This is a genomic window from Rothia koreensis (genome assembly GCF_052232265.1).
Classification (GTDB): Bacteria; Actinomycetota; Actinomycetes; order Actinomycetales; family Micrococcaceae; genus Rothia; species Rothia koreensis.
On the sequence record NZ_CP197643.1, the window covers coordinates 1,170,095 to 1,186,842 of the forward strand.

The window sequence follows — 16,748 nt, forward strand, 5'->3', positions numbered from 1 at the left end:
CGAGAGCGCGCCGTCCATCGATGTCCGACTATCAAGGTAGGGATCCTATGGGTTCAGTTATTAAGAAGCGCCGCAAGCGCATGGCGAAGAAGAAGCACCGCAAGCTGCTTCGCAAGACCCGTCACCAGCGCCGCAACAAGAAGTAGACACTTTTTGTGCCCAGCATCTTCGGCCGCCACCTCCATCGAGCGAGGGGCGGCCGAATGCGTATCGGGCACCACCATTCACCGGGGCGGAGGGCCCGACATGACGCGAGAGACCGATTTCGAGCAGAGCATTTCCGTGGAACTGCTGACCAGCCCCGGATGCCATCTCTGCGCGGACGCCAAAAGAGACCTCGACGAGGTAACGGGTCCCCTGGGCCTGGAATGGGCTGAGATCAATGTCGAGGACCACCTGGATCTGCTCAAGCAACATGCCGAAGACATTCCGGTCGTCCGGGTCAACGGGGTTCCGCGTGACTTCTGGCGGGTCGACAAGCCTCGCCTCCGGCGGATTCTCCAGGGGATGATGGCAGGCCGCGACCCGGAAGAACTATGAGACATCGCTCGTTGCGCAGGGCCCTCCTCGAATGGCCGCCGGTCGGCCGATCTGGGAGACTGAAAACATGAGTCCACGTGCAACTGTTCACCTCCTGAGGCATGGTGAGGTCCACAACCCGGATCGCATCGTCTATGGTTGCCTCCCCAATTTCCATCTGTCCGAGACCGGCCAGGCGATGGCCGAACTGGCGGCCCGTGAGCTTGAACGCAGGGCCGCCGACGGCGCAAACATCACCTATCTGGCGGCCTCGCCGCTGACGCGCACCCAGGAGACTGCGGCCCCGATCTCCGAGAAGCTCGGTCTTCCCATTGCTTCGGACGGGCGTGTCATCGAAGCGGGAAACCACTTCGAGGGTCTGCACGTGAACAGGTCGGAACTCCTGCGCAACCCGCGCCACTGGCCCAAACTGGTCAATCCCTTGCGGCCGTCCTGGGGCGAGCCGTACCGCGAGCAGGTCGATCGCATGTCCGAGGCGATCAAGTCCGCCGCGGCCGAGGCGGTGGACAGGGGAGGAGACGGCGCCGAGGCCGTGATCGTCTCACACCAGTTGCCCATCTGGATGGCCCGGTCGAGCATCGAGGGCCGGCCCCTCCCTCACGATCCGCGGTCGCGCCAATGCAATCTCGCGTCACTGACCTCGTTGCACTTCGACGACATCAGCGCCGGAACGCGGCCTCGGATCGAGTATTGTGAACCGGCGGCCGAGCTCTACTCAGGGGTCATTCAGCTTCCGGGATCATAATTCGATACATGGGTCCGTGGTCGATCCCAGCCCCGCCTGTGGACATTGACTTCCCGGCGACCTTTCCGAGGAACGCGCCGTCGGACCCCGAACCAACATCGTGAAATCTTCCAGAGAGTCACCCATGCCCAGTTCTTATTCCAAGCCGATGACGCGCCGAGGCCTGCTGTCGGCGGCCTCGGTGCTCGGGCTGGCCGCCTTGACCGCCTGCTCCGACAAGGACAACTCGGAGCTGGCAGACCAGGCGAACTCAGCGGACGGCAAAGGGTATGTCTCGGGGGACGGATCCGTGACTGAATTCAAGGAGAAGGACCGCGGCGAACCCGTGGACTTCGAGGGGACGCTGTTCGACGGAACCCCGGTGAAGGGCTCGGATCTTCCCGGCAAACCGAGTCTGCTGAATTTCTGGTACGCAGGGTGTGCCCCGTGCCGTGCCGAAGCCCCGCACTTGCAGAAGCTCTTCGGGGAGTTCGGCGATGCCGCGAACTTCTACGGGATCAATCTCCGGGACGAGCAGGGAACGGCGGAAGCCTTCGAACGCAATTTCGGGATCCAGTACCCCTCCGTGGAAGACCGCGCCGGGGGAGTGCTGATGGACCTCTCCGAATACGTCCCGGCCCAGGCCGTACCGACCACTCTCGTCCTGGACTCCCAGGGGCGTGTGGCCGCGCGCGTCCTCGGGCAGATCGATGAGTCCGTGGTTCGTACGCTTCTGCAGGACCAGGTCGAGGGCAAAGATTCCTCGTCGAAGAATTCGTAGGTTGAGCCTTGGATCTAGCCGCAGATTCTTCCTTCGGTTCCGTCGTGCTGGAAGGCTCGCTCTGGGCCTCCATTCCACTGGCGGCGCTGGCTGGACTCATCTCCTTCGCGTCGCCTTGCGTTCTTCCCCTCGTGCCGGGGTACCTGGCCTATGTCACGGGACTGACCGGCAACGACCTCCAGCGAAAGCGTCGCGGACGCATGTTCGCCGGAACGGCCCTGTTCATCCTCGGTTTTTCGGTCGTGTTCGTCCTGATGTCCGTGGTGCTCGCCCAGATCGGGGCCGCACCCTGGGTGCGCGGGCAGACCTGGATCCAAGTGGTTCTGGGACTCGTGGTGATTCTGCTCGGCGTCGTCTTCATGGGCGGTCTGTCGTGGTTCCAGAAGGACAGAAAAATCCACTCCAAGCCGCCCGCCGGGTTGTGGGGCGCACCGGTCCTGGGCATCACTTTCGGGCTGGGTTGGGCGCCCTGCATCGGACCGACCTTCGCGGCGGTGCAGGCGCTGGTCTTCATCGAGGGCCCCAACAGTCTCAAGGCCATCGGCCTGACATTGGCCTACTGCCTCGGTCTGGGTATTCCGTTTCTCCTGATCGCCCTCGGGTTCAGGAAATCGGCAGAAATGTTCGACTTCCTCAAGAAGCACCGTCGGGCCCTGCAGATCGTCGGGGGCATCGCGCTCGTCGTCGTCGGCGTGCTGATGGCGACCGGCCTCTGGGCGGCAATGATGTCCTGGCTCCAGGCATCGAGCCCAGGATACGAGCTACCGGTGTGATCGAGACCAGGAAGGTTCCCGAACCACCACGGCAGAAATCCGCTACCGAAGATGGATGGCATGAGTAACAAGAAGAAGGCAGCCAAGAAAGACGCTCCGGTCCTGGGGCCCATTGGCATGCTCAGGTGGGCCTGGACCCAACTGACCAAGATGAACACCGCGCTGTTCCTCTTGCTGCTGCTCGCGGTCGCCGCGGTCCCGGGATCAATGTTCCCCCAGAACATTCAGGACCCCCAGAAAGTCCAGGAGTACAAGGACTCCCACACCACGTGGGGCCCGATCGCCGACAAGCTGCAGCTCTTCGACGTGTTCTCCTCGGCCTGGTTCTCGGCCATTTACATTCTGCTGTTCATCTCTCTCATCGGGTGCGTCGTCCCGCGGACTATCAAGCACGCCAAGGCCTTCAGGGCCAAGCCGCCGCGAACACCCCGCAACCTCACGCGCTTGCCGCAGCATCGCGTTCTGACCATCCCCGTCGACTCGGTCGAGGGAGGACTCACGGCCGACGGGGCGGTACGCACCGCCAACAAGATCTTGCGCAAGCGCCATTACCGGACCGAAGTCCGTGAGGATTCCACGGCCCCGAGCGTCGGTGCGGAACGCGGCTACATTCGGGAAATCGGCAACCTGTTGTTCCACGCGTCCATGATCGGTGTGCTGGTCGGCGTGGCGATCGGCGGTCAGTTCGGCTACAGCGGGCAGAAGATCGTGGCCGAGGGAGAATCCCATGTGAACACCCTCATCAGCTACGACTCCTTCAAACCCGGGACCAATTACAACCCGGATTGGCTGCGCAACTTCTCGGTCACCCTGGACAAACTGAATGTCACCTACGACCGTGACAAAACGTCCTCGACGTACGGTCAGGACCTCAGCTACGACGCCCAGATGACGGTCAAGGACAGCCCCGGGGCGAAGGCAAAGAAGGAATCCCTCAAGGTCAACGAGCCGCTGAACATCGATGGCAACAACGTTTACCTCCAGGGCAACGGCTATGCCCCGATCGTGAAGGTCACCGGCGGCGACGGGAAGGTCGCCTACGAGGGCCCGGTCGTCTCCTTGCCGACGGACAAGGTCTTCACCTCCTCCATGGTCCTCAAGGTTCCCGACGCCGGGCCGGACCAGCTCGGTTTCGTCGGGATGTTCCTCCCGACCGCGGTGATCCAACCCGGCCAGATGCCGTACTCGGCAGACGCGGCTCCGGCGAATCCGGCCCTGGTCCTGTCCTCGTACTCCGGGGATCTCGGTCTCGACGACGGCAAGCCGCAGAACGTGTACGTGCTCGACACCGACAAGCTCAACGAGCTCAACTCGATGAAGTCGGAGAACGGCGGAATCGTGCTGACCGAGGAGAACAACAAGCTCGATCTTCCCGACAACAAGGGAAGCATCGAGTTCGAAGGGGTCAAACGGTACGCAGGCCTGGATATTCATTACGACCCGGGCAAGCCCGTGGTCCTGGTCTCCTTCCTGCTCGCCTTCGGTGGCCTGATCATTTCGCTCTTCGTGGCCCGTCGTCGGTTGTGGGTCAAGGCCCGCGAGACGACGCTCGACGGGGGAACCAAGGCCGTCGTCGTGGAATACGGGTTGCTGGCGCGCGGGGAGGACCCGAGGCTTGCGGCAGAGGCCGACAAACTGACCGAAATCTTCGCCCAGGAATGGGGACTAGAATTCAGCGAGGGATAATTTCCTCGCATCGGACCGACTGGTCGCGGGAGTGCCCCATCAGAGCCTCCCTCGCCTCGTCGTTCCAGAAAGGGAAGCATGACCATCAACGAGAACCTGGGCCAGTGGAGCGAAACCTTCATGCTGCTGGCCGCGGTGACCTACCTGGTGTCCTTCGTCGCCTTCACCTGGGACCTGGCGTCCCATTCCCGCGCCACGCGCAAGGCGGAGGCGGCTGCCGGCTCTGCCGATGAAACCGGCGTACCGGCCACGGTCGGGGCGAGCCCGGTCGCACGGAACAGCGAGAAATCAGGTTCGGGCGTCTCGGCGGCCGTCCTGGAAGGCGGGGGAGGCGGCAGTCGCGGTCGCGCCTACAACGCCCGGACCAGGGCCAAGCTGAACAACTACGTCGCCGACGATTCGATGACCTATACGGGGGAACGGCGGGTGGCCGCACGCGTCGCCGTCGCCGTCATGATCATTGCGTGCGCGATCCACGTGATCGGCGTCGTGACCCGCGGACTGGCCGCCGGCCGTGTTCCCTGGGGCAACATGTACGAGTTCTGCACCACGGGCGCACTCGTGGTCTCCGTGGTCTTCCTCGTCGCGCTGATCTTCCGTGACCTGCGTTTTGTCGGGGCACTGGTCACCGGGCTGTCCCTGATCATGATGGTCGCCGCCACGATCGGCTTCCCCACGCCCGTGGGCCACCTCAAGCCCGCTCTGCAGTCCTACTGGCTCGTGATCCACGTATCGGTGGCCGTCATGGCCTCCGGCGTCTTCACCATTACGTTTGCGATGGCCGTGCTCCAACTGATCCAGTCCCGGCGGGAACGGAAGCTGATCGAAGGGGAAAAGGCCGGACTGGGCTTCATGCGCCTGGTCCCGTCATCCCAGGCGCTCGAGAACTTCGCCTTCCGTCTCAACACGGTGGGCTTCGTGATGTGGACCTTCACCCTGGCCATGGGCGCAATCTGGGCCAACAAGGCCTGGGGGCGTTACTGGGGCTGGGACACCAAGGAAGTGTGGACCTTCGTGATCTGGGTCGTCTACGCGGCGTACCTGCACGCTCGGGCCACGCGCGGTTGGACCGGGCCCCGTTCCGCATGGTTGTCGATCATCGGCTACGGTTGCATCATCTTCAACTTCACCGCAGTGAACGTGGTCTTCAACGGGCTGCATTCCTACTCCGGCCTGTAGGAGCCGGCCATCGGCCGCGCGGACCGCCCCCGGACGTGCCGGTCAGGACACGTCGGGGTCCGTATCGTCGCGGCCCTCTTCCCGACGGCGTCGCTCTTCGTCTCGCTTCCTGCGTTCGGCCTGCTGGTCCAAGAATTTGAGGTAGGCCTCGTCGTCGTCCGGAGCGCCCTCCGGCGGCAGGCCGTGGCTGCCGGCGTCTGAGCGGCGCCCTGCCCTGTACCGTCGGAAACCGAAGACCAACCACAGCACCGGTCCGAGCACGGGGAATATCAGCGCGATGATGAACCACAACGCTTTGGGCAGAGCCACGATATGGCGCTTTTCCGTGCGGGCGATGTCGAGAAGGGCATAGATGGTCATGCCGACGACGACGGCCGCCGCGACGATGATCAGTACTGCTCGCATACATGTCAGCTTACCGGTGGCGTGCGGGCCAGGTCACTGAGCGGATCACCAGGTCCGGAGAGTAGACTCGGTGACCGTGAAATTCTTGTACTACACCCTGCTCCGCTTCGGCCTGATGGCCGTTGTCTTCGTAGCCTGCGTCTACCTGGGAACGGGCGCGATCCTGGCCGGGGTGTTCGCCATCCTCATCGCATTCGCCGTCGCATACCTGGGCTTTCCGAGGCTCCACGAGCAAGCCAGCAGGGACTTCGGACGGTTCTGGCGCAAGCTGCGCGGCAAGAAGACCAAGAGGACCGTGGAGGACGAGAACATCGAGGTCGAGGACCAGTACGTCGACGAACAGCTTCGTCGTGAAGGCCGCGACGTCTGACCGACGCGCAACCTGACGGCTCCGATTCCGTCACGACCCCATCGAGAGGGATTGGTTCGGGTCTAGGCCGTCGCGCCGATCTTGCGGTTGCGACCGGCCAGAGCACCTGCGATCAAATGGACCACCATGAGGGCCAGCAGGATCACGATGACCATGACCCAACCACCGAGAACGTCGGCGAACCATCCGGCGAGCAACGGACCCAGGGCTGCCATCAGGTAGCCGAGGCATTGGGACATACCGGAGAGCTTCATCGTCTGGGCCGAGCTCATCGTCCTGAGACCGATCATGGCGAGGGAGAGCGAGAAGCTGCCACCGCAACCGATGCCGATGAACGAGGCCCACAGGGCCGCGGCCTGAGGCAGAATGAGAGCCCCACCCAGGGCGACGATCAGGAAACCCGCCATGATCATGGCGAGCCAACTCTGCGAGGCCCTCCGTTCGGCAAGGAAACTCACGCTCAGGTTCCCGAGGATGCCGAGCAACTGCATCAGGAACAGGTGGAATCCTCCGGTCGCGGGATCCATTCCCACGCTGGCCTCCACCGTCGGCAGCCAGTTGGCGGCCGTGTAGAAGATCAGCGACTGGAGTCCCATGAATATCGTGACCTGCCAGGCCAGCGGGGACTTGAGCAACGAGACCTTGCGCGATGCGTTCGGTTCGGCGGGCGATGGGATCGCAGGCATGGAACCGGTCATGGCCTTGGCGAGTGACCCCGAACGCTCGTACTCGCGGCGCCGGGTCGCACGTGTCAGGAAGAACCACCACACGGCGCACACGAGCGGCACGGCGGCCCAGATTGCCAGGGCCGAGCGCCACGACCCCGGCAGGGTGTGCGACAAAGGCGCCGTAATGCCTGAGGCGGTCGCGGCACCGACCGAGAGCACGGCCGTGTAGAGGCCGGTCATGAGGGACACGTGCTTCGAGAAATCACGTTTGACGATGACCGGAACAAGGACGTTCCCTGTAGCGATTCCGACGCCGATCAGGAGCGTTCCGACCCAGAGCCAGCCGATGCCGGGGGTCGATCTCAGAAGTATGCCCAGCCCGAGGACCGCGAGAGCCACCAGGACCACCCGTTCGATCCCGATGCGTTGGGCGGGAATGGCCACGATGGGGGAGAGGATTGCGAAGGCCAGGAGCGGCAAGGCCCCGACCAGCCCGAGTCCACCGGATCCCAGACCCGTGTCGTCGCCGATCAGGTGGAGAGCGGGTCCGACCGTGGTCAGCGCCGGCCTAAGACAAGAAGCGATGAGCAGGACGACGATGCACCACGCGGCCGTGACCTGGCGGGCACCTGAGGGGGTCGCGGGGCCGTCGGAAGCGGGAAGGTCAGGGTTCCGCGGACGGTCCGATGCGGAATTCTCGGGAGTGTCGGTCACCTGATCATGCTCCAATGATTGACGCGACCAGAAGCAGGAGAGCGAACAGCAAACTCAGCAAACCGGTCTGTTTGAGGACGGGAATGAGCCTTCTCATGTCCGTGGCGGACAGAACGGTCCGGACGGCGGGCCAGGCCAGCGGCAGCGCCAGGAGGACCAGAAGGTTCCACGGATTCTCCGGGACCGTGAACAGCATCAGCGCGAAAGCGAGACCTACCTCTGCCGCGTAGGCCAGGCGAGCGCGGGAACCACCCAGCCGGACCGCGAGCGTGAGCTTTCCCGCTTCCGTGTCCGTGGGAATGTCACGCAGGTTGTTCGCCATCAGGAGCGCGCAGGCGATGAGACCCAGCGAAACCGAGGACACCACGGCGGTGAGCGACAACTGCGAGGCCTGGGTGAAGGTCGTGCCCATCGTCGCGACGAGACCGAAGTAGAGAAACACGAAAAGGTCGCCCAAACCCATGTAGCCGTAGGGGCGTCGTCCTCCGGTGTAGCCCCACGCGGCGAAAACCGCTGAGAGTCCGATGAGCAGGAACCACCATTGTCCGGTGATGACCACCAGCGCGAGCCCCGAGACCATGGCGAGACCGAAACAAGCGAAAGCCGCGAGCTTCACGTGCCGCGCGGGAGCGGCGCCAGAACCGGTCAGGCGCATCGGGCCGACACGGGAATCGTCCGTGCCCTTGATCCCGTCCGAGTAGTCGTTGGCGTAGTTCACGCCGATCTGGAGGAACAGGGCCACCAGCAGCGCAAGAACGGCGCAGACCGGTCGGAACTGCCACAGGTGGACGGCCGCGCCTGTGCCGGCGATGACGGGAGCGACGGCCATGGGCAACGTACGCAGGCGTGCTCCCTCGACCCACTGTGCAACGGTTGCCACGTGCGCTCCTCTCGGTGTGCCGGGCACGCTCGCGCCGGGCGGAAAGCTTGGGATGACAATTCATTGTCTCACTTCGGCGGAATCGCGCCAGTCGGACGCATTCACTCCATGGCGTCCGGGGCCAGCAGCCGGTGCACCTCCGTCCGGTCCGGCTTCCCCGTGCTGGTCTGCGGCAGGCGGTCCAGGACCCGGATGGTCTTGGGCGCCGCGGCCCGGCTGAGGTCCTGGCGGACACGATCGGCCAGGCTGGTCACGTCGGGCTCCCGGTTCGGTCTGCGCGAGACGGCCGCCCGAATCTCCTGGCCCCATCGTGGACTCTCGACGCCGACGACGACGGCCTCCCGCACGGACGGGTCCTGTTCCAGGACGGCGGCCACGGCACGGGCCGAAACCTTGACCCCGCCGGTGAGGATGACGTCGTCGGCCCGCCCGGCGACGGAAAGCCCTTCACGGTCGGAGAACGTGCCGAGATCATCGGTCCGGTACCACCAGGTGCCGTCCGGACTGCGGCGGAAGGAGCTGGCCGTCCGCTCGGGATCGCCGAGATAGCCCGAGGCGACGGTCGGCCCGCCCAACCAGATGCGTCCCGGGGCCGAAGGATCGGTGGCGGGCTCCACGGCAACGTGAGTCCCTGGCAAGGGATGTCTGTCATACACGCACCCTCCCGCCGTCTCCGCGCTGCCGTAGGTCTGGACCAGGGGGATGCCCAGCTGACCGCAATCGCGCAGGAGTGCCGTCGAGGCCGGCGCTCCGCCCAGCAGAATCGCGTCGAAACTTCTCAGCGCCTCGAGTATTTCGCTCTCGAGGGCGGCGTCGGTCTCCGCTTCCTCCACCAGGGTGTGGAGCTGCGTCGGGACGAGTGAGGTCATCCTGTGCCCAGAGGGCAGGCGGTGTGCGGCGTCGAGAAAATCGCGTGCGGTGAAGCGGCTGCCGTCCCGAACGGATGCGGTCACCGCGGGACGGGTCGCGGCGAGAACCGAGCGGGCCACGACTTGTGCCCCGGCGACGTAGTGCACGGGCAGCGCGAGCAACCAGTGGGCGCCGCCGTCGGTGCCCGTTGCCTTCTCGGTAGCCAGCCCCGAGGCCCTGAGCGCTCCCGCGGACAGGACCGTCTGCTTCGGGCGCCCCGTGGAACCCGAGGTGCTCACCACGAGCGCCGCCACGTCTTCGCCGATTCTGGTCTCGCGCGTGATCGTCCGGGAGAGGGAGTCGCGGAGGCGCTCGACGTCGACGGACCCCGGCCCGTCGAGGAAGACCGCAACCTCGGAGGCCTCGGGAACAGCAGAAACGGGGGAGAGCTGAGAAAAATCCATGGCGTCTCCAGCCTAGTCGTGGTCCCTGGTCGCTCGACCGCGGCCGGGATTCGTCAGAAGTAGTAGGGGAACGCGCTCCAATCGGGATCCCGCTTCTGCAGGAAGGCATCGCGCCCTTCGACGGCCTCGTCGGTCATGTAACCCATGCGCGTGGCCTCACCGGCGAAGACCTGTTGCCCGACCATGCCGTCGTCGGGAAGGTTGAAGGCGAATTTCAGCATGCGGATGGCCTGCGGGGACTGGCGTGCGATGTCGGCGGCGCACTCCAGGGCGGTGCTCTCGAGCTCGGCATGGGGTACAACCTGATTCACGGCACCCATCTCGTGCATGCGCTGGGCGTCGTACTCCCTGGCCAGGAAGAAGATCTCGCGGGCGGCCTTCTGGCCGACCTGACGCGCCAGAAGGGCCGATCCGTACCCCGCGTCGAAGGACCCCACGGTGGCGTCGGTCTGCTTGAACTTGCCGAATTCGCGCGATGCGATCGTCAGGTCGCAGACGACGTGGAGGGAATGTCCGCCGCCGGCGGCCCAGCCGGAGACGACGGCAATGACCACCTTCGGCATGGTGCGAATCAGACGTTGCACTTCGAGAATGTGCAGGCGGCCGGCCCGGGCCGGGTCGATCGAGTCAGCGGTCTCGGACTCGGCGTACCGGTAGCCGTCCCGTCCACGAATCCGCTGGTCCCCACCGGAGCAGAAAGCCCACCCGCCGTCTTTCGGGGAGGGCCCGTTGCCGGTCAGCAGCACGGTACCGACGTCGCTGGTCATCCGGGCGTGGTCCAGGACCCAGTACAACTCGTCCACGGTTCCCGGACGAAAGGCATTGCGCACTTCGGGGCGGTCGAAGGCGACCCGGACGCACGGAAGGTCTCTCACGATGCGTCCCGTCGCGTCCCTTTCGACCTGACGGTGGTAGGTGATGTCCTCGAGGTCCTCGAAGCCTTCGACCGTTCTCCAGCGGTGGGGGTCGAAGACGTCGGACACGGATTCGGGCAGCGCGGAGTTCTCGGTCGTAGTCATCAGTGCGATTCTAGCCGGCACGGAAAAAACCTGCCCGCTCGGGTGCACCCGAGCGGGCAGGCCGCGCGACGAGAGGGCATCGGGTCAGCGGGCCGTGGCCAGTTCCTTGGCCTCGGCGAACTCGCGTTCCACACGCTCCGACGGGCGGTGCGTCATCAGCGAGACGACGACGCCGACCACGAGCGCGGCGGCGAACCCGGGGACGATCTCGTAGAGCGCGAGGATCCCCGTCGACTCCGGATCCTGGATCGCGTACCGCCACACGATCGTGACCACGGCGCCGACGATCATCGAGCAGAGTCCTCCCGAGGCCGTGAGTTTCCTCCAGAACAACGACAGCAGCATCAACGGACCGAAGGCCGCGCCGAAACCGGCCCATGCAAAGGCGACGAGCTCGAGGACCGCGGAGTCCGAGTCGAGGGCGATCAGGGCCGCGATCACGGACACGGTCAGGACCGCGCCGCGCGACATCCACAGCTGGACCTTGGGGGTGGGCCGCCGCTTGATGAGCAGCATGGCCAAGTCTTCGACCGCGGCGGAGGAGGAAACCACGAGCTGTGAGGACACCGTGGACATAATCGCCGCGAGCACGGCGGCCAGCACGAAACCGGCGGCGAGCGGGTGGAACAGGATCTGGGAGAGGTCCAGGAAGACTGTCTCCGCGGATTTCGAGTCGGTCAGGCTGGCTTCAGGATGGGTCGAGAAATAGGCGATGCCGGTCAATGCCGTGGCAATCGTGCCGACCACGGACAGGACCATCCAGGAGATGCCGATGCGGCGTCCGGTCGGCGCGTCCTTGGGAGAGCGAAGGGCCATGAAGCGCACCACGATGTGCGGTTGGCCGAAGTATCCGAGCCCCCACGCCAGCGAGGAGATCACTCCGATCGCGGTGGCCCCGCTGACCAGTGAGGGAGCGTCCGGATTGGCCTCGGAGACGGCGTTCAGAACATGACCGGGACCGCCGAACTGGATGACGGCAACGACGGGAACCATGACCAGTGCGACGAGCATCAGGAGCCCTTGCGCCACGTCCGTGAAGGTCGCGCCCAGGAAGCCTCCGAAGAACGTGTAGAGCACCGTGATCGCGGCGATCACGATCATGCCCACGTGGTAATTGCCGTCGAAGGTGGTCTGATAGAACTTGCCGCCGGCGACCATGCCCGAGGAAACGTAGAAGATGAAGAAGATCAAGATGATGAGCCCGCAGGTCACGCGCAGGACCCGACTCGAGAGGCCATCGGCTTTGAGGCGGTTGTCGAAGAACGAGGGGATCGTGATCGCATTCCCCGAGACTTCGGAATAGGCGCGCAGGCGCGGGGCCACCACTTTCCAGTTGACCCACGCGCCGATGGTCAGGCCGATGGCGATCCAGGCGTCGAGGAGCCCGGAGACGTAGATGGCACCGGGCAGGCCCATGACGAGCCAGCCGGACATGTCGGAAGCGCCCGCGGACAGCGCCGCGACTCCGGGTCGGAGGGATCTGCCTCCGAGCATGTAGTCCTCGTTGTCAGTGTTCTTGGTGCTGGCCCACAGGCCGATGGCGATCATCCCCAGGAAATAGATCCCCAGGGCGATGTACTGGAATGTCTGGTCGGACATTGTCGTATTCTCCGGTGCGTCGATTGACGAGTGCAGCCCTCGGGCGTGACGGGAGCCACGAGTTCAGCACCCGAGTATGCCAGATCACGCGAAGGATGGGGAGAATCTGAAGGAATGCGCAGGAGTCATTCCCGTGGCGTCTGCGGCATCTGGGCCGTACGGATGACCTGCAACGCCTCGGTGTGCGTGGTGATGACGGCCGCCGAACGATTGGCTCGCCATGTGACGGCCGCGCCGGACAGGACGATCAACGCAATGCCGATATAGGCCGAGGCCGAGAGCAACTCACCGAGGAGGGCGAGCCCGACCAAGGACGAGACCACGGGATCCAGGGAGAAGAAGACCCCGACGACCGCAGGATTGGTCATGGTCGCCGCGAACGCGTCGCAGGAAAAGGCCAGAGCGAGACCCACGGCACCGATGAACACGGCGATGCCCCAGTCGCCCACGGTCATGTGGGGGAGGGCCAGCGCCGTCGCCGGGGACCACATGATGGCACCGATCGCGATCGACACGGAGAGTCCGCGGATGCCGGCGGTCGCTTCTGTCCCGCTGCCGATCTTGCCGGACAGCAGCGTGTAACCCGTCATGGACGCGGCGGCCATGACGGCGAAGACATATCCCAGAAGATCCGTGCTCCCGAAGGTCGGCCCGGCGATCAGAACAACGCCCGCCAGGGCCCCTACCGCAAACAGGCCGTCCTTGAACCTGCGCACGCCGAACATGGCCACGGCGAAGGCTCCGAGGTACTCGATCGTCACGGCCACGCCCAGGGGTATGCGATCCACCGCGAGGTAGAAGAACACGTTCATCAGGGAGGAGACGACGCCGTAGGAGACCACGGAGAGCCAGTCCCTTCGGGTGAACCGCCAGAATTTCGGCCGAGCGATGAGCATCAGGACGACGGCGGCCGTCGTCATCCGCAGGCCGGACACCGAGACGGGGCTGAACTTCTCGAAAAGGGTCGTGGCCACCGCGGACGTGGTCTGGATGCCGGTCGAGCCGATGAGCACGGCGATCAGAGCGGTGGTTCCCCGATGGCGCCGCGGAATGCGTTCAGTCAGAGACACGGGGCACCTCCGCCGCGGGATCGAGGACAGTCCAGGGGTCCAGCGAGATCGTCTCCGGGTCGAAGACCTCCAGCATCTGCGAGGCCGACTCGGGAAGGGCCCCGGCGTCGTCGGTCCGCAGGCTCCGGAGCGGCATCGAGGAGGCGATCATGCGCACGATCTCGGCGGGAACCACCCCGTTGTCCCGGAGCTCGGCCACGGTGACGGCCCCGTCGCGCTTGGCCAGCCGCTTGCCCTCCCGATTCAGGGCGAGCGGAACATGGACGTAGTCCACGCGGCCGAGCCCCAACAGGGAGGCAAGACAGGACTGCCTTGGGGCGGAGGAGAGCAGATCATCGCCGCGCACCACCTGGTCGATGCCTTGAAAATGGTCGTCGACGACCACGGCCAGGTTGTAGGCCGCGCGTCCGTCGTTGCGGACCAGAACCATGTCGTCCACCATCCCCGTGTACTGGCCGGCGTAGCGGTCAAGGACCGTCCATTCGCGGGTTTCGCTGCGCAGCCGGAGAGCCGCCGGACGTGACCGTGCGCGTTCGGTCCGTTCGTCGGCGGTCAGAGTGCGGCACGTGCCGGGGTAGGCGCCGGGGGCACCGTGCGGGGCGGAGGAGGCCCCCTGGATCTCTCTCCGGGTGCAGAAACACTCGTAGACCATTCCGCGTTCGCGGAGACGGGCGACGGCGTCCTCGTACGCGACCGTGCGCGTCGACTGGATCAACGGTTCGCCGTCCCAATCGATGCCGAGTGCCTCGAGGTCGTCCATTTGGCGTTGGGCGGAGCCTTCTCTGACGCGGTCGAGGTCTTCGATCCTGAGACGGAAGGCGCGCCCCGTGGACCGAGCGAACAGCCACGCGTAGAGAGCGGTGCGCAGGTTTCCGAGGTGAAGGTCTCCCGACGGCGACGGGGCGTAACGGCCCGCACCAGAGGGGGAGGCAGACACATCGGAGGGGGAGAGCATGGTCCCATCGTAACGAGGCGGGCAAGGCCCGATCGCATCGGGCGAACGAGGGTTTTCGGATACGGTCGCCCTGTGATCCATTCCGATCAAGTACCGTAGGCATATGGCTCGAACACAAGAAATTGCCGACGGGATCTACGTCATCGCGACCGATGACTACCGTTTGAACACCGGATTGATCCTTGGCGCGGACAAGGCCATGGTCATCGACACGGGTGCCGGCCCCCGCCAGGGCGCCGAAATCTTCCGTGCCGCTCGCAAGATCACGGACCTTCCGTTCGTGGTCGTGAATACCCACGCGCACTACGACCACTTCTTCGGCAATGCCGTCTTCGCGGCGGACGGCACCACCGATTTCTGGGCCCACCCCAACGCCGAGCGTGCGATGGAGCGCTACGCCGACCGCCAGCGCGGCTACGTGGAGACCTTGGAACCGGAAATGGCTCATCATCAGGGGCCGAACACCGACATCATCCCGCCGACCCGCCTCCTTCCGGGCGATGGCGGACGCGCCTCATTCACCCGCGTCGACCTGGGAGACCGGGCCGTGACGCTGTTCTATCTGGGACTCGGACACACCGACAATGACGTCCTCGCGGGTGTCGACGAAGTCCTGTTCACGGGAGACATCGTGGAACAGGGTGCCGACCCCGCTTTCGACGATTCCTTCCCGGAGGTCTGGGTCCAGACCCTGGCAACGGTCGCCGGCCTGGACCGTTACCACGTCTTCGTCCCGGGACACGGAACCCCTGTGGAGCGCACCTTCGTGCAGCGCCAGTCCGAAACCATGAGGGAAGCGATCGACAGGATCGCGGCGTCGACCTCGAATCCGGAGGCCGGCCCCACGACCGCGGCGATGTACAAACTTCCCTACGACGCCGGGGTTACCCGTATTCTGCTGGACCGCCTGGCCTACCTCGAGGAAAAGGGAATGATGGGCGAGGACCTGTCCGTGGAGGACACCCCGACCGGCGTGACCGGCCCCATCACCACGGGCGAGCACGCTTAGACGGCCCGCCCAGGAAGGTCAGTACGACCACACCTTCGTGTAGGGCCGTTCTTCGGTCGGTTGCTTGCGCCTCAGGAGCAAGACGAGCAGGGCCGTGGACAAGAGTCCGACGGCAAAGATCAGGCACAGGCTGCCCAGTAGAGCGGCCCCCGCGAAGTGTTGCTGGGCCGCGATCATGTACGTGGCCACCGCGCAGAAGGCCAGGAAGAGCCCGGTGATGACCATCAGCGGAATCAGGAGCATCCCGGTGTGACGGGTGCTCGCGGTGTCCTGGTCCTCGGCCGGAACGAACCGAAGCACGAGCAAGGCCAAGGCCGTCCAGGCAGCGACCACGAACAGCGCGGCGACGACGTCGGCCGGCCGGTGCCATTCGTTGATCACGGTGGCAACCCCCGCGAGAGTCCCGAACATCAGCATGACCAGGGACATGAACGGGCGCCATTTCTTGGGAGCCGCGATGAACAGTGCCGCTCCGGCCGCCGCGGCGAACGTCGTGTGGCCCGACGGCAGGGAATTCATGGTCGCTTCCTGGACGCCGTAGTTCGGCTTGGCCAGGATCAGGTACTTGAGCGCCTGGGTCGTCCCGTTGGCCCCCGCGGCCATGGCCAGCCCGATCACGGCGGGCAGGAACCGGTGCCTGCGAACGAGGACGAAAAGGATCCCGATGACCGCCAGGACACCGGCTATGGCAGGGAGGGCGTTGAGCAGGTGGTCCGAGTCCCTGCTGTACCGGCGGAGGTTGTTGCTCACCTCGGAGGTTGCGGTCTGATCGATCCATTGGCCGGAATAGCTGTAGAGGAATGCCCAGACCGTGCCCCACAGGCCGAAGAGCATGATGCCGATCACGACCAGGTGCTTGATGACGACCCCGACCGTCGGCGGGTGGAAGGTTCCGCGCCTCGTGGAAGGCCAATCGCGTACAGGCGTCTCGCCCTGATCTCGCGTTGGCTCGGTACTCATTGGCCCAGGACCCCCTGTACGTTGTGTCAATCCACCCATTGCAGTTCAGCATGCCAGTGCGACCTGCCCGTTCGTCGGAATTTTCCTGAGCATTTCCTGGGCG

The 16,748-nt window shown here is 65.1% G+C and carries 18 protein-coding genes; 9 read left to right on the plus strand and 9 right to left on the minus strand.

The window, feature by feature from the left end; genetic code table 11:
* Positions 1 to 47: 47 nt before the first annotated feature.
* The 7 genes from ACTSLZ_RS05085 (at position 48) to ccsB (ending at position 5,683) form a co-directional block, all read left to right on the plus strand.
* Complete coding sequence (locus tag ACTSLZ_RS05085; RefSeq protein ID WP_003792170.1) at positions 48 to 146, plus strand: 30S ribosomal protein bS22; 99 nt, start codon at positions 48 to 50, stop codon at positions 144 to 146.
* A gap of 100 nt (positions 147 to 246) precedes the next feature.
* Positions 247 to 540, plus strand: a complete 294-nt coding sequence (locus ACTSLZ_RS05090) for a glutaredoxin family protein (protein WP_443095918.1) — start codon at positions 247 to 249, stop codon at positions 538 to 540.
* 67 nt (positions 541 to 607) lie between these two features.
* Positions 608 to 1,285, plus strand: a complete 678-nt coding sequence (locus tag ACTSLZ_RS05095; RefSeq protein WP_129314719.1) for a histidine phosphatase family protein — start codon at positions 608 to 610, stop codon at positions 1,283 to 1,285.
* A 124-nt stretch (positions 1,286 to 1,409) separates the two neighbouring features.
* The gene (locus ACTSLZ_RS05100) at positions 1,410 to 2,045 is read left to right on the plus strand and encodes a TlpA disulfide reductase family protein (RefSeq protein WP_178979470.1); all 636 of its coding nucleotides are present in this window, start codon (positions 1,410 to 1,412) and stop codon (positions 2,043 to 2,045) included.
* A gap of 8 nt (positions 2,046 to 2,053) precedes the next feature.
* Positions 2,054 to 2,818 (plus strand): cytochrome c biogenesis CcdA family protein, encoded by a 765-nt coding sequence (locus ACTSLZ_RS05105; protein WP_129314721.1) that lies wholly within the window; start codon positions 2,054 to 2,056, stop codon positions 2,816 to 2,818.
* Between the two features lie 60 nt (positions 2,819 to 2,878).
* Positions 2,879 to 4,504 carry a cytochrome c biogenesis protein ResB gene (gene resB, locus ACTSLZ_RS05110; protein ID WP_397555055.1) on the plus strand — a complete coding sequence of 542 codons (1,626 nt, stop codon included), beginning with the start codon at positions 2,879 to 2,881 and terminating at the stop codon, positions 4,502 to 4,504.
* 78 nt (positions 4,505 to 4,582) lie between these two features.
* Positions 4,583 to 5,683 carry a c-type cytochrome biogenesis protein CcsB gene (gene ccsB, locus ACTSLZ_RS05115; protein WP_129314726.1) on the plus strand — a complete coding sequence of 367 codons (1,101 nt, stop codon included), beginning with the start codon at positions 4,583 to 4,585 and terminating at the stop codon, positions 5,681 to 5,683.
* 42 nt (positions 5,684 to 5,725) lie between these two features.
* Here ccsB and ACTSLZ_RS05120 read toward each other — a convergent pair whose 3' ends face one another.
* Positions 5,726 to 6,088, minus strand: a complete 363-nt coding sequence (locus ACTSLZ_RS05120; protein WP_178979473.1) for a PLD nuclease N-terminal domain-containing protein — start codon at positions 6,086 to 6,088, stop codon at positions 5,726 to 5,728.
* A gap of 70 nt (positions 6,089 to 6,158) precedes the next feature.
* On the opposite strand from ACTSLZ_RS05120, the gene ACTSLZ_RS05125 reads away from it, so the two are divergent.
* Positions 6,159 to 6,458 (plus strand): DUF4229 domain-containing protein, encoded by a 300-nt coding sequence (locus tag ACTSLZ_RS05125; RefSeq protein ID WP_443095919.1) that lies wholly within the window; start codon positions 6,159 to 6,161, stop codon positions 6,456 to 6,458.
* A gap of 62 nt (positions 6,459 to 6,520) precedes the next feature.
* Here ACTSLZ_RS05125 and ACTSLZ_RS05130 read toward each other — a convergent pair whose 3' ends face one another.
* The 7 genes from ACTSLZ_RS05130 to gluQRS all read right to left on the minus strand — a co-directional run bounded on the left by ACTSLZ_RS05130 (position 6,521) and on the right by gluQRS (position 14,676).
* Positions 6,521 to 7,840, minus strand: a complete 1,320-nt coding sequence (locus ACTSLZ_RS05130) for a CynX/NimT family MFS transporter (protein WP_443095920.1) — start codon at positions 7,838 to 7,840, stop codon at positions 6,521 to 6,523.
* 4 nt (positions 7,841 to 7,844) lie between these two features.
* Complete coding sequence (locus ACTSLZ_RS05135) at positions 7,845 to 8,720, minus strand: 1,4-dihydroxy-2-naphthoate polyprenyltransferase (RefSeq protein ID WP_129314738.1); 876 nt, start codon at positions 8,718 to 8,720, stop codon at positions 7,845 to 7,847.
* A 101-nt stretch (positions 8,721 to 8,821) separates the two neighbouring features.
* Positions 8,822 to 10,033 carry an AMP-binding protein gene (locus ACTSLZ_RS05140; protein WP_443095921.1) on the minus strand — a complete coding sequence of 404 codons (1,212 nt, stop codon included), beginning with the start codon at positions 10,031 to 10,033 and terminating at the stop codon, positions 8,822 to 8,824.
* A 53-nt stretch (positions 10,034 to 10,086) separates the two neighbouring features.
* Entirely contained in the window at positions 10,087 to 11,052 is a 966-nt protein-coding gene (locus ACTSLZ_RS05145) for a 1,4-dihydroxy-2-naphthoyl-CoA synthase (protein WP_443095922.1), read from the minus strand.
* An 84-nt stretch (positions 11,053 to 11,136) separates the two neighbouring features.
* Positions 11,137 to 12,651 (minus strand): sodium/proline symporter PutP, encoded by a 1,515-nt coding sequence (putP, locus tag ACTSLZ_RS05150; RefSeq protein ID WP_443095923.1) that lies wholly within the window; start codon positions 12,649 to 12,651, stop codon positions 11,137 to 11,139.
* Between the two features lie 125 nt (positions 12,652 to 12,776).
* Positions 12,777 to 13,721: an EamA family transporter gene (locus ACTSLZ_RS05155; RefSeq protein ID WP_443095924.1), complete on the minus strand. Its 945-nt coding sequence runs from the start codon at positions 13,719 to 13,721 to the stop codon at positions 12,777 to 12,779.
* Positions 13,708 to 14,676, minus strand: a complete 969-nt coding sequence (gluQRS, locus tag ACTSLZ_RS05160) for a tRNA glutamyl-Q(34) synthetase GluQRS (protein ID WP_443095925.1) — start codon at positions 14,674 to 14,676, stop codon at positions 13,708 to 13,710. The genes ACTSLZ_RS05155 and gluQRS overlap by 14 nt, the downstream gene beginning before the upstream one ends.
* A 103-nt stretch (positions 14,677 to 14,779) precedes the next feature.
* Between gluQRS and ACTSLZ_RS05165 the strand changes: the two genes are divergently transcribed.
* Positions 14,780 to 15,685 (plus strand): MBL fold metallo-hydrolase, encoded by a 906-nt coding sequence (locus ACTSLZ_RS05165; protein WP_129314751.1) that lies wholly within the window; start codon positions 14,780 to 14,782, stop codon positions 15,683 to 15,685.
* 18 nt (positions 15,686 to 15,703) lie between these two features.
* Here the strand turns inward: ACTSLZ_RS05165 and ACTSLZ_RS05170 are convergent, their stop codons facing one another.
* On the minus strand, positions 15,704 to 16,645 hold the full coding sequence (locus ACTSLZ_RS05170; RefSeq protein ID WP_443095927.1) for a phosphatase PAP2 family protein: 942 nt from the start codon (positions 16,643 to 16,645) through the stop codon (positions 15,704 to 15,706).
* Between the last annotated feature and the right edge of the window lie 103 nt (positions 16,646 to 16,748).